General features: G+C 75.6%; 9 protein-coding genes. 1 reads left to right on the top strand and 8 read right to left on the bottom strand.

Going from position 1 to position 12,850, the window contains the following annotated elements:
- The 6 genes from AC07D6_RS14820 to AC07D6_RS14795 form a co-directional block, all read right to left on the bottom strand.
- A complete protein-coding gene (locus AC07D6_RS14820) occupies nucleotides 1–990 on the bottom strand; it encodes an alpha/beta hydrolase (protein ID WP_479044460.1) in 990 nt (329 codons plus the stop codon).
- Between the two features lie 245 nt (nucleotides 991–1,235).
- On the bottom strand, nucleotides 1,236–2,270 hold the full coding sequence (locus AC07D6_RS14815; protein ID WP_479044458.1) for an NAD-dependent epimerase/dehydratase family protein: 1,035 nt from the start codon (nucleotides 2,268–2,270) through the stop codon (nucleotides 1,236–1,238).
- A complete protein-coding gene (locus AC07D6_RS14810) occupies nucleotides 2,261–2,761 on the bottom strand; it encodes a hypothetical protein (RefSeq protein WP_479044456.1) in 501 nt (166 codons plus the stop codon). The genes AC07D6_RS14815 and AC07D6_RS14810 overlap by 10 nt, the downstream gene beginning before the upstream one ends.
- 1,025 nt (nucleotides 2,762–3,786) lie before the next feature.
- Complete coding sequence (locus AC07D6_RS14805) at nucleotides 3,787–5,142, bottom strand: cation:proton antiporter (RefSeq protein WP_479044454.1); 1,356 nt, start codon at nucleotides 5,140–5,142, stop codon at nucleotides 3,787–3,789.
- Between the two features lie 88 nt (nucleotides 5,143–5,230).
- Entirely contained in the window at nucleotides 5,231–6,247 is a 1,017-nt protein-coding gene (locus tag AC07D6_RS14800; protein WP_315880334.1) for an isocyanide synthase family protein, read from the bottom strand.
- 100 nt (nucleotides 6,248–6,347) lie between these two features.
- A complete protein-coding gene (locus AC07D6_RS14795) occupies nucleotides 6,348–7,667 on the bottom strand; it encodes a cytochrome P450 family protein (RefSeq protein WP_479044451.1) in 1,320 nt (439 codons plus the stop codon).
- A 687-nt stretch (nucleotides 7,668–8,354) separates the two neighbouring features.
- Here AC07D6_RS14795 and AC07D6_RS14790 point away from each other — a divergent pair.
- Entirely contained in the window at nucleotides 8,355–11,156 is a 2,802-nt protein-coding gene (locus AC07D6_RS14790; RefSeq protein ID WP_479044449.1) for an ATP-binding protein, read from the top strand.
- A gap of 365 nt (nucleotides 11,157–11,521) precedes the next feature.
- Here AC07D6_RS14790 and AC07D6_RS14785 read toward each other — a convergent pair whose 3' ends face one another.
- Both AC07D6_RS14785 and AC07D6_RS14780 read right to left on the bottom strand, forming a co-directional pair.
- Complete coding sequence (locus AC07D6_RS14785) at nucleotides 11,522–11,803, bottom strand: ferredoxin (protein ID WP_479044447.1); 282 nt, start codon at nucleotides 11,801–11,803, stop codon at nucleotides 11,522–11,524.
- Between the two features lie 30 nt (nucleotides 11,804–11,833).
- Nucleotides 11,834–12,457 carry a dTDP-4-dehydrorhamnose 3,5-epimerase family protein gene (locus AC07D6_RS14780; RefSeq protein ID WP_315877249.1) on the bottom strand — a complete coding sequence of 208 codons (624 nt, stop codon included), beginning with the start codon at nucleotides 12,455–12,457 and terminating at the stop codon, nucleotides 11,834–11,836.
- Nucleotides 12,458–12,850 lie beyond the last annotated feature (393 nt).

Below are 12,850 nucleotides of genomic sequence, written 5' to 3'. Positions count from 1 at the left end.
CTACAGGGCGAGCCTCGCCCCGTACGGGACGCGTGCCCCCGCCGTGCCCTCGCGCTCCTCCCCCGTGGCCGTCGCCCAGGGGTGCCTCCCGGCGGGGTAGCCGTCCATGCCGGACGGGACCGGCCGGGGGACGCGGGCCAGGAGGTCCTCGAAGAAGGTGAGGGCGCGGCGGTGGTAGGCCGCCGCCGCCCACCCCAGGCTGATGCGGTGCCCCGCGGCCGGCTGCCGCGCCACCTGGACGCGTTCCGCCGCGGTGAAGTGGGCGGTCAGTTCCGCCAGGGCCTCCGCGTCGTGGCGCCAGCACGCCTCGTGCTCGGCGAACGTCAGCCGCACCGGCACCGTCGTCCGCGCCGCCACGGCCGGGAAGTCGCGGGGCCAGCGGGCCGCCTCGGCCACCTCGACGGCGGGCGGGTCGCACATCAGGTCGACGCCCGCGGCGAGCGTGCCGGGCGGGTAGAGGCTGGGCGGCCCCCACGTCGAGCGCGGGTCCCGCGGGCCGTCCACGGGGCAGCCCTCCGGGGTCGGGCCGGAGGCGTAGCGGTGGCCGCACCCGGAGAGGTCCAGGCCGACGAGCCGCTCGTGGAAGCCCCGTGCGGCCGCCGTCAGCGCGACCTGCCCGCCGAACGAGTGCCCGAGGAGGAGCACGCCGTCGCCGAGCGCGTGCCGGGCGGCGAAGTCGGCGAACGCCGCCCGGATCAGGTCCGCTTGTTCGACGCGGTCCGCGCCGTCCGGCAGGTGGGGCGCGGACGCCCCGTAGCCGGGGCGGTCGACGGCCAGCACGGTGAAGCCGAGGCGTGCCCCGAGGGCCAGCAGGGACACGCTCGGGTGCGCCCTGCCGTCGAAGTAGCCCGCGGACATCCCCCCGCCGTGCAGCGCGAAGACCGTTCCCCTCGGCTCGTCCGCCGGCTCGGCGAGCAGGCCGGAGAGCGTCAGGCCACCGGCGTCCAGCGCGACGCGCACGGCCGCTCGGGGCGGGGGTGTGGGGGGCATGGGTCCTCCTGTTCTCGATGGTGGGTGGAGAGGTGGGGCCCCCGGTCCCCGGAGGCGCACGGCGCCCGGGGCGGGGTGGGCCGGGAGCGTGCGCGCCCGGACTCCGGCGCGGTGTCCGCGCGCCGTCGGGGAGTCGGGCCGTCCGGCGGGCGCCCGCCGGTGGGCGGGGACACTCCCGGTACGGGGGTGGGGGCCGTGGCCGGTCGCGGCGACCGGCCGGGCGGGCCGCGGCAGCGCGGTGGCGGTCACGCCGCGCCCCCCGCGACCCGCTCCCCCCGGGCCCGGTTCGCGCGTTCCGCCTCGTCGGCCAGGTGGTCGACGGTGCGGCGCAGCGCCTCGGGGAACGGGGTGGTGGGCGCCCAGCCGGTGACGGCGCGGAACGCGGACGCGTCGACGGTGACGCTGACGAGGTCGCCGGGCTCGGCGTGCGCGGGCGGCGGGGCGGACACGACCGGCACGGGCGGCTTGCCGGTGCGGTGCGAGACGAGGACGGCGACCTGCTGGAGGACCGGGCCCAGGGGGCGGCCCTCGCCGGTGCCGAGGAGCCAGTGGCGGCCGGCGAGGGCCTCGGCGTGGTCGACGCCGGCGACGACGGCGCGCGCCAGGTCGTCGATGTACAGCAGGTCGCGGCGGACGGAGTCGTCGTACCACAGGGTGATGGGGTCGCCGGCGAGGGCGCGGCGGGTCATGGCGGAGACGACGCCCCGGTCGTGGGCGGTGGACCCGGGGCCGTACCCGAAGACGGTGGGCAGCCGCAGGGACGTGCCGCACAGGACGCCGCGGGCGGTCGCGTCGAGGAGGGTGCGTTCGGCGGCGAGCCTCTGCCGGTCGTGGGCGCCGGCCGGGCGGTCGTCCTCGGTGCCGTCGAGCACGTCCTTGCCGGTGGGTCCCGCCTGGGAGACGGCGCCGGTGAAGACGACCTTCGGCAGGGGGCCGGAGGCGCGGGCGGCGAGGGCGGCGACGAGGTCGCGGGCGAGGCCGACGTCGACGCGTTCGGCGGCGGTGTCGCCGTCCCCGGCGAGCCGGGCGGCGGGGGCGGCGCTGTGGAGGGCGGCGAGGACGACGACGTCCGCGTCGGCGACGGCGGCGGCCATCTCTCCGGGTTCGGTGAGGTCGGCGGCGCGCACCTCGATGTCGGCGCGGGCGCCGGGGGGCACGGGGGCGGGGCGGCGGGACACGGCGCGTACCCGCACGGGCCGGGCGGCGAGTTCGCGGAGCACGGCGGAGCCGATGAAGCCGGTGGCGCCGAGGAGCGCGATCCGGGGCGGGTTCACTGCCACAGTGCCTCCTCCGTCTTCCGGCAGGTGCCGTACTCGGGCAGCGGGCCCCGCCCGCGCGTCCCGGTGGGGGCCGGGGCGGCGGCGTCCCGCCCGGACCGGGTGAGGCCGTGGCCGCCGGGGGCGGGCAGGGCCCGGCGGGTGCCGCCGCCCGGCTCGGCACCCGGCTTGCCGCCCGGCTCGGCGGCCCCGCGGCGGCCGAACGCGGGGAACCCGGCGCGCGGGTCGACGCGGTGGCCGTGGACGCGGCGGCGGGGGTGGTGGCAGTGGACGGTCTCGGCGCGGCCGGGCGGCGCGGCCGGGCGGTGGGGGCCGTACGGCACTCCGCGCACCGCGGGGCGGTGGCTGGTGGCGCGGACGGGGGACGGGGGCCCGCCGCGGGCGCCGGTGAGCGGGACGTCCTGGTACGGCGAGGTGAACGGCCCGCGGTGGTCGCGGGGGACGGGCGGCGTGGACGCGAACGCGCCCCCGGTGCCCGGGCTCTCTGCCTGCACGGTGCTCACTCCCTTCCGGTGGAGGTGGCGGTCACGGTCCCGGCGGTCACGTCGCACGGGGTGCCGACGACGCGGTCCTGGAGGTCTTCGGGCGGTGCCGGGCGCACGGGCGGCGGGGACATCCCGCCGGTGCTTCCGGTGACGGGCGGCGGCCCGGGCTCCCGGCCGGGGTCGGGGAGCCGGGCGGGAACGGGGTTCGCGTACGGGCCGCGGACGGACGGCGGCGGGCGCGGTGCAGCGGGCCTCGTGGGCTTCTGCCTCGCCGTCGCGGCGCGGGCGGCGGGCGGCTCAGCGGCGGGGTGGGGTCGGTGCCGCCGTCGACGGGACGGGCGGCGGGCGGCTCGGCGGCGAGGTGGGCGGCCGTGTCATGGCCGGGCAGCGGGGCGTCACCCCCGTCGCCGCGGACGGGGGCGGGCCGGGCGTGGGCGGCCGGCGGGTCGACCCGGTCGCCGTCGCGGGTCGGGGTGCCGAGGACGCACGGGCCCGGGGCGACCGGGCCGAAGGCGTACGGACAGGGGGCGTACGGGCCGGGGTGACCGGGGGCGGAGTGGGATCCGGTGGGTTTCCCCTCCGGACGGGGCGCCCCTCGGGGCCGGTCCCTCCGACGCCGTACCGCGCGGTTTGCCCCGTACGGCGCGGGGCCGGGGCGTAGCCGCCGTCCGGGAGGCGCTGGAGGCCCGGCCGCCTCACCCGGCGCGGCGGCGCGGCGGCGCCCCGGCTCCCGGTGGTGCCGTCCGGCGCGGGCGCGGGCGGCGGGTGGGAGGTCGTCGGCCCGCCGCGGGCCGGCGGCCCCTCGGGGACGTTCGGGGCGACGAGGTGCGGACGGGTGCCGCCGCCGACCAGGACGGCTCCCTCCGGCCTCCGCCCCCCTTCCGGTGCCGCGACGGTCACGGGCCAGGCCCGGTCACGGACCCGATCACGGACCCAGCCACGAACCCGCCCCAGCCACGGGCCCGACCCGGTCACGAACCCGCCCCAGCCACAGACCCGACCACGGACCCGACCCGGTCACGGACCCGGTCCGGTCACGGGTCGGCGGTGGTGCTGGGCGCCGGGGCCGCCTGGGCGGGCCGCGTCTGCGCCAGGAAGCGGTGGCCGCGCAGCTCCTCCTCCGCGGTCTGTTCGACGCGGTTCATGGCCAGGCGCAGCAGAGGGGGCGCCATCAGGGAGGTGAGGACGGCGACGAGGACGACGATCGAGTACATCTCCACGGTGAGCAGGCCCAGCCGGACGCCGATCAGGGCGATGATCACCTCGATGACGCCGCGGGCGTTGATCCCGGCGCCGAGGGCGAGCGACTCCCAGCGGTTCATGCGGGTGGTGAGCCCGCCGAGGAAGGCGCCGAGGAACTTGCCGATGACGGCGACGGCGAACACCGCGAGCCCCCACAGGGCGACCTCGGGGTCGACGAGCGACGTGAGGTCCATGCGCAGCCCCGCGGTCGCGAAGAACAGCGGTGCGAGGACGGACATGACCGTCGTGTTGAGGGGGGCGAGGGACACCGTGTCGAACTGCTCGGTCCCGCCGATGAGGATGCCGCACAGGAAGGCGCCGAGGGCGGCCTCCAGGCCGAGGGCGTGGGTGCCCGCGGCGGACAGCATCATCAGGACGACGGCGGTGACGACGGGCAGGCCGGGCACGTCGGCGCGGGCGGAGGCGCGCATCGCGGCGCCGACGAGGTACCGGCCCGCGGTCGCGGTGACGAGGATGAGCAGGCCGACCTCGCCGAGCGTGGTGAAGACCTCCCCGGCGTAGAGGCCGGTGGTGGCCATGGCGGCGATCAGGGACAGCAGGATCCAGCCGACGGCGTCGTCGATGGTGACCGCCACCAGGATCATCTGGCCGATGTCCCGGTGGATGAGCTTCATGTCGATGAGCGTGCGGGCGATGACGGGGATGGCGCTGACGCACATCACGACGCCGACGAAGAGCGCGAAGACGGTGTGGTCGGCGCCCGGGGCGCGCAGCTGGGCGGGGAGCAGGAAGCCGAGCCCCGCGCCGAGGACGAGGGGGACGAGCAGCCCCGCGGCGCCCACCCCGGCCGCGCGGGCCCCCTGTCTGCGGACGAGCTTGAGGTCCAGGTGGATGCCGCTGAAGCCGACGAGGAGGATGACGCCGAACTGGCCGACCGCGTCGAGGAGGTGCATGTGCTCGGTGCTCTGCGGGAACAGCCAGTTCCCGACGCCGGGGGCCACGTGGAACAGCAGGGACGGACCGAGGAGCACCCCGGCCGTCAGCTCCCCGACGACCGCGGGCATGCCGAGGCGCTCGGCGAGCCGCCCGAGGAGCAGCGCGAACAGCAGCAGCACGCCCACCTGGAGCAGCAGCACCATCAGGGCGTGGCTGGGGAGGGGCTCGACCACCGAGGCGGCCACGGGCATGAGCGGTACTCCTTTCCGTACGACGTCTCGGGCGCGCGGCCCGGCCGGCGTGACGCGCGGGTCGCGCCGGCCGGGCCGCGGTGACGCGTCAGGCCGCCGCGGCGGAGGGGGTGCCGGTCTCGACGTCGGTGTCGGTGCCCGCGCCGCTGCCGTCGCCGATCGCCTCGAAGTGGCTGGGCCGGCCGTCCTGGTGGACCTCCCGGCCGAGCTTCTCGGCGTCCCGGCGGTGCATCAGCTCCCAGGTGCCGTCCGTGTGGTGCAGCAGGACGGCGTGCCACGGCGTGGTCCACGCGTCGGCGGCGCCGAGGAGGCGGATGCCGAACTTGACCGAGCCGCGGTTCTGCGGGTGGATGGAGAGCCGGACGTTGCGCGGATAGCTCTCGGCGATCAGCTCGCTCCAGGCGCGGCTGCGGAGGATGACCTCGTACGCGCGGCGGCGGCAGTCGCGCTGCAGGGCGGAGCGGGAGCCCTCCCAGCCGGCGGTGTCCTCGACGAGGAAGCGGGTGATGCCGCGGTACATGCGCAGGGACGCCTCGTCCTCGCGCACCTCGGCTCGCAGCTCCTCCAGGGTCGGGCCGAGGGTCTCGGCGGCCTTCTTGCGCTTCTCGTCGTACGTCAGGTCGGGGCCGTACACGTCGCGCAGGTCGAAGGTGTCGAGGTGGTCGGCGAGGCCCTCGGCGTGGATCATGTCGAGCACCGCGTCGTTGTACGCGTCGATGTGCTCGTCGGGCACGCGGATGACGTCGCCGAAGATGTGGCCGTCGGAGCAGATCAGGACCTTCGCGCCGGGCTCGTAGACCTTCTCGATGTCGGCGCACAGCGAGTCGAGGAAGCGCAGGGCGAGCCGCTCGCCCTGGTCCGGGAGGTGGCCGAAGACCTTGTCCGTGTTGGGCGACTTGCACGGGAAGCCCGGCAGGCTGAAGATGACCCGCTCGTTCTTGGCGACGAAGTCGGCTATCTGACTGAGCTGCTCGGGGAAGTCGTCGGGGGTGTCGAGATGGGTGTCGGGCTCCACGGTGCGTCGGTGCGGGAGGAGGAGCCGCACGATCTCCTTGCTGATGCGCTCGACCTCGGGCGTCAGGGCGGTGGTGGCGGACTCGGGCATGGGTGATCGGCTCGCTTCCGTGAGTCGTGGTGCGGGAGGAGTGGTCCGAGGGAAGGCGGCCCGGCGGGTTCCGCCGGGCACGGTTCGCGCGGTACGGCCGTCAGTGCCGTACGGGGCAGCCGCCGCGCGGGGCGTCGTCCGAGGAGCCGTAGGCGACGGGCAGTTCGTTGACGCCGCGCGCGAGGACGGCGCCCACCCAGACCAGGTCCTCGTCCGGGACGGCGAGGCGGATCTGGGGCAACCGGGTGAGCAGCGCCCGGACGGCGATCTGGAGTTCGGCACGGGCGAGGGCGGCGCCGGGGCAGAAGTGGATTCCGTGCCCGAACGCCATGTGCGGGTTGGGCGAGCGGTCGAGGTCGAGGGTGTCGGCGTCGGGGAACCGCTCGGGGTCGCGGTTGGCGGCGCACAGCGACACGATGACCGAGTCCCCGGCCGGGACGGTGGTGCCGAAGAGTTCGGAGTCCTCGGCGAAGAACCGCCAGGTGGTGAGCTCGAAGGCGCTGTCGTAGCGCAGGAGTTCCTCGACGGCGCGGGCGAGCAGCGCCTGGTCGGCGTCGCTCATGTCGCCGCTGACGGCCTCCTGGAGCCGGCGCAGTTCGGCGGGGTGGCGCAGGAGGGCGATGAGGGCGGTGGTGATCTGGTTGGTGACGGGCTCCTGGCCGGCGACGAGGAGCTGGAAGACGATGGAGTCCTGCTCCTCCTTGGTGATCTGGCCGGCCTCGCAGGCGCGGACGAGCTTGGTGAGCAGGTCGTCCTCGGGGTGGGTGCGCTTGTGCTCGACGACCTCGGCGATGTAGTTCTGCAGGCCGCGCAGGCGCCCCTCGTACACCGGGCGCTGCGGGTCGGCGGGGCCGACGGGCTGGACGACCTTGCCCCAGTCGCGGTCGAAGCGGGCGGCGATCGGGTCGGGCAGGCCGATGACCTCGGCGAGGACGCGGAACGGGAAGTGCGCGGCGAAGGCGCCGACCACGTCGACCACCCCGCTCCCGGCGGCGTCGGCGGCGTCGGTGCCGGCCGCGCCGAGGGCGGCGTCGAGGAGCTCGGTGGCGATCTCCTCGAAGCGGGCGCGCTTCCGCTCGACGTTGCGGGGGGTGAACGCCTCGGTGACCAGCTTCCGCATCACGGTGTGCTTCGGCGGGTCCTGGTGCAGCAGGTGGACCTGGAGCTGGGAGTGCTGCGGCTCGGGCATGATCGCCGCGCGCTCGCGCCAGGCGCTGTTGCCGAGGTCGTGGTTCTTGCCGAGGCGGTCGTCGGTGAGGGCGCTCTGCGCCGCCTCGTAGCCCGTGACCAGCCACGCGTTGACTCCGCTGGGGAAGTTGACCGCGTGGACGGGGCCCTCCTCGCGTAGCTTCCGGTACAGCGGGTACGGGTCGGTCTTGTACTCCTTGCCGTAGAGGGGCAGCGGTTCGGAACGCGGCATGGCGTGGTGCTTCCTTCCTGATGGGCAGACCGCTCCCGGGGGGCGAGCGGTGGTTCGCGGAACGCTGCACGCTCGGTCCGGCCGGGCGCGGGCACGCGAACGCACGCCCGGGCGCGTCGGGGCCTCGGGCGGCGGGGGTACGGGTCGGAGGTGGAGAGGGGGCGGTGGTACGCGGGGTGCGGCGGGCCGGCCTTTCGGGCGGGCCGTCGGTGGCGTCTCCGGGGGACCAACCGCTTGATCAGCGGGGCCGGTTGTGAACCGTCAACGCGTACAGGTCACCAACAGTGAGCGAGTATTCTTGGCCACTGGTCGACGTGTCAAGTTGGATCTGTTTGAACATCAACTCGTTCGATATTGACCGGAATTGATCAAAGAACTGTCCTAAATGACTGACGCTACCTCTGCGTTCATCCCATAGAGTGAGTTTCCATGATGGCCTCACGGGGGAGCGCTGTCCGGTTCAGCATTCTGGGCACGTTGGTGGTTTCGGTCGGAGAGCAGCAGCTCCCGCTGGGTGGCCCACGTGCCCGCGCGGTACTCGCCGCACTGCTGCTGGAGGCCAATCGGCTCGTGCCGATTTCCCATCTGGTGGAAGCGGTGTGGGAACGCGTCCCGCCTGCGACGGCGGAACACCAGATTCGAAAGATCGTTGCCGATCTCCGTTCACGCATTCCTCACGCGCAGGAAATGATCCTCACCGACGGGCCGGGATACCGGATCGTCGTCGACGAGGACCAACTCGACCTCCTCCGCTTCGACAAGGCCCTCGACGAGGCCCGCCGCCACGCCACCGTCGACGGCGAGGTCGCCGCCCTGGAGGCCGCCCTCGCCCTGTACCGCGGCCGGGTCCTCCCCGACAGCCGCAGCCCCGTCCTCACCTCCGCCGCGGCGGCCCTGGAGGACCGCTACCTCGGCGCCCGCGAACGGCTCCTGGAGCTCCGCCTGGAGCAGGGTCGGGCCCACGACGCCGTCAGCGAGCTGATGCCGCTCGTCGCCGAGCACCCGCTGCGCGAGTCCCTGAGCGCCCTGCTGATGGTCGCCTTGTACCGGGTGGGCCGGCAGGCCGACGCGCTGCGCGTCTACCACGACCTGCGCAACCTGCTCGCCGAGCAGTTGGGCATCGACCCCAGCAGCGCCGTCAACTACCGCTACCAGCAGATCCTGCGCAACGAACCGGGCCTCGACACGCCTCCCGCCGCCCGCCGCGACCGGCCCGCCGCCCCGCCCGCCCCGGCGCCGCCGCCCCGCTCCCTCCCGCACGACCTGCCCGACTTCACCGGCCGCGAGGCCGAGCTGGAGCAGCTCCTCGCCCACGTCCCGCCCGCCCCCGGCGACCCCGCCGACGCTCCCGCCCCCCACCAGGCGGTACGGATCATCACCGTCGACGGGATGGCCGGCAGCGGGAAGACCGCCCTCGCCGTGCACGCCGCGCACCGCGTCGCCGACCGCTACCCGGACGGCCAGGTCTTCCTCGACCTGCACGGCTTCAGCCCGCACTGCGAACCCGTCGAACCGCGCGACGCGCTCGGTACGCTGCTGCGGGCCGTCGGCGTGCCCGCCGACCTCATCCCCGACGACCCGGCCGACCGCGAGAGCTTATGGCGCGGCACGACCGCCGACCGCCGCATGCTGCTCCTCTTCGACAACGTCGTCGCCTCGGACCAGGTACGCCCGCTCATCCCCGCCGGGCCGGGCTGCCTGGTCCTCGTCACGAGCCGCCCCCGCCTCGCCGGGCTGGACGGCGCCGTGCCGCTCCCCCTGCCGCTGCCCTCCCCCGCCGACGGGCTGGCGCTCCTCTCCCAGGTCCTGGGCCACCGGCGGGTCGCCGCCGAGCAGGAGGCCGCCGCCGAACTCGTCGCCCTGTGCGGCCGTCTGCCGCTGGCCCTGCGCATCGTCGCGTCCCGCCTCACCAACCGGCCCCACTGGTCCCTCGCGTACCTGGCCGGGCGGCTCCGCGAGGAATCCCTGCGCCTCGACGAGCTGACCGTCGAGCACCGCAGCGTCCGCAGCGCGCTCCACCTGTCGTACGCGGTCGTGTCGCCCCGCCACCAGGAGCTGTTCCGGCTGCTGGGCGCGCACCCGGGCACGGACTTCGACCGGTACGCCGTCGCCGCCCTCGCCGGGCTCACCCCGCACGCGGCCGAGGCCCTGCTGGAGGACCTGCTCGACGCGCGGCTCCTCGTCCAGCACACCCCCGGCCGCTACACCTTCCACAGCCTGGTCCGCGCCCTCGCCCGGGAGGCCGCGGCCCACCAGCCGCACACCACCCGCGACACGCAACAGCGGCTCCTCGACCACTACCTGAGGGTCGCCGACGAGGCCGCCGACCTGCTCGGGCCCCACCGGGAACGGCCCCACCACGAACGGCCTGCCCGGGAGCGGCCCCGCCCGGCGGATCCGCCGCACGCCCCCGTCGCCGTCCCGCCCCTGCGGGACGCGGCCGACGCGCTCGGCTGGTTCGAGGCGGAGCGGGCCAACCTGCTCGCCGCCCTCGCCCACGCCGAGGCGGTCGGACTCGACTCCCACGTCGCCCGCCTGCCCCTGGCCCTCGCCCCCTACCTGCACACGAGCGGCCACATCGAGGACGAGCTCGGCGTCCTGCGCAAGGCCGCGGCCGCCGCGCGCCGCCTCGGCGACCCCGCGCTGGAGGGTGCCGCGCTCACCGGCATGGCCGCGCCCTACGGCCACCTGGGGCGCGTCAAGGAGGGCCTGGAGTGCGCGCGGGAGGCGTTGTCCCTCGCCGAGCGGGCCGGGGACCGGGTCGGCGCGGCGTTCTGCCTCGGCCGGATCGGCGCCTTCCACAACGCCCTCGGCCAGTACGAGAACGCCATCGCCGCCCTGCACCGGGCCCTGGTGCAGCTGAGCCGCTCGGACGCGCACGACGAGGAGAGCGCCGTCCTGGTCTCCCTCGGCGAGGCGCAGGCCGCTCTCGGCCGGCACGCCGAGGCGCTCCAGACCAGCCGCCTGGTCGTCCTCCAGAGCCGGCAGAGCGGCGACGCGTACGGGGAACTCACGGGCCTGCTGGGCGAGGCCACCGCGTACGCCGGCGCCGGCCAGTTGGACACCGCCCTGGACCGGCTCGCCGAGGCGTCCGAACTGGCCCGGCACACCACGACCCCGGACGGCCAGGCGCCGATCCTCGCCCAGTACGCCGACGTCTACCGCCGCCAGGGCCGCCACCGCGAGGCCCTGCACGCCGGGCACGCCGCCCTCCAGTTGCTGCGCCGGGTCCGCCGCCCGGCCCTGACGGCGGCCGTCCACAACGTCATCGGCGCCGTCCACCGCGACCGCGGCGACTACGAGCGCGGGGAGGGCCACCACCAGCAGGCCCGCCGCCTCGCCCAGCAGGCCGGTCTGCGGCGCGAACTGGCCCTCGCCCTCGACGGCATCGCCCACGCCCGCGCCCACGGCGAGGACCCGCACGAGGCCAAGGAACACGAACCGCGCGCCGAAGCCTTCTTGGCGCGTTCCGCCTCCGAAGCACGGTGAGCGAGCATCGGGACTCCCCGGACCGGCAGGAGGAGCAGGAGGGGCGGTCGGGCACCGGGAAGGCGGTCGGGCACCACTTGTAGGACCGGAAGACCCTGCGGGCCGGGAGGGGGAGGGCACCCCCCTGGACCGCTCGTGGAGCCGAAGGGGCGCGCGGGTGTCGAGGCGGTGATCGCGCGGAGGCGCGGAGCGCTGAGCACGTTCGCCGTCTCGACACCCGCTCACAGCGCCCCGGAGGCGGAACGAGCCCCAAAAAAGGGCGGCGCGAAGCGCTGAGCACGTTCGCCGCCTCGACACCCGCTCACAGCGCCCCGGAGGCGGAACGAGCCCCAAAAAAGGGGGCGCGCCCCGGAGGCGCAACGAGCCTAAAAAAGGGGCGCCACCACCTCGCCCGTCGTCGTGTCGCGTACCGTGATCGCTTCCATGGGGCAGGTTTCCGCCGCGTCCCTCACCGCGTCGTCCGGGGTGATCACGTCTTCGACCGGGCGCGCCCGTCCTCCGTCCAGTCGCATCCGGCCGTGTGCGGTGCCGAGGCAGAGGCCCGTGCCGGCGCACACCAGCCGGTCGACCTCGATCCGCCACGTGCCGGTGCCGTCCTGTGCCTCACCCTGCGCCTCGCCCTGTGTCTTGTCCTGCTGCTGGGTCATCTTCCTGTCTTCCTCTCACGTCGCGTCGCGTCACGGTGCGGTCGCGGCACGGGCGGCCGCGCGCAGCGACCGCTCCACGGACAGGGCGGCGTCGTATCCGGGCAGGATTCCCCTTCGTTCCGCCTCGGCCATCGTCACCGCCCTCCGGTCGCGTTCCGAAATGATCAGATCCGAGTCGTCGGGTATCGGCAGGCCGAGATCCGGATCGAGTACCGAGACCGCCTCCTCGTCCCCCTCCGCGTGTTCCGCGGACAGGAGGTCGGTGATGACGGTGTCCTCCAGGGCCACGTACGCGTGGCCCACACCGGCGGGCACGTACACCCCGCTGGGGTATTCGGCGTCCAGTACGAGGGATTCCCACGCGCCGAACGTCGGCGAGCCCACGCGCACGTCGACGACGACGTACAGCGCGCGGCCCCGTGAACAGTGCACGTACTTGGCCACGCCCGGCGGTGTCCGCGTGAAGTGCACGCCGCGCACGGTTCCCCGTTTCGACCGGCTGTGGTTCGCCTGCCGTACGGGGAACAGCGGTCCGCCGGTCGCCTCTTCGAAGGCGGCCTCCCGGTAGGGGGAGGCGACGTATCCGCGCGCGTCGTGGAGGGTCCGCGGAACGAACAGGAAAGCTCCCGCGGTCCTCAGCTCACGCACCTCCACGACTTCCGTCCTTCCACCGGCGCGGCGCCCGGCGGGCGCCGCCGCGCGTCAGCGTGCCGCCGGCTCGTCCGGGTGGGCGGCGACGGCGTGCGGGGTCGGCATGGCGTTGCTCTCCGCGCGGTCCTCCGCCGTGGCCTTCCGGTTCGGCTGGTCCGCGCGGACCGGTTACGGCGGCTCCGGGTGGTTGCCGTCCGGTTCGGCGGTGCGGCCCGTGCCGCGGTCGGTGGTCGCCCCGGCGTGGGTCGGTCGGCCGGGTCCCGTGGAGGCGGGTGTGGTCCGTGGCGGGCGGTGCGCCGTCGCGCCCGGCGCCGTACCGGGACCGGCGTGGTGGACCCCCGCCGGGCAAACCGCTGGGCAGGCCGCCGGGTGGGGTGTCGGGCGGGCTGCCGGGAG

The organism is Streptomyces sp. NPDC045287, assembly GCF_056432325.1.
The sequence above is the reverse complement of the archived record's forward strand: the minus strand, read 5'-3'. Positions and strand labels throughout refer to the sequence as shown.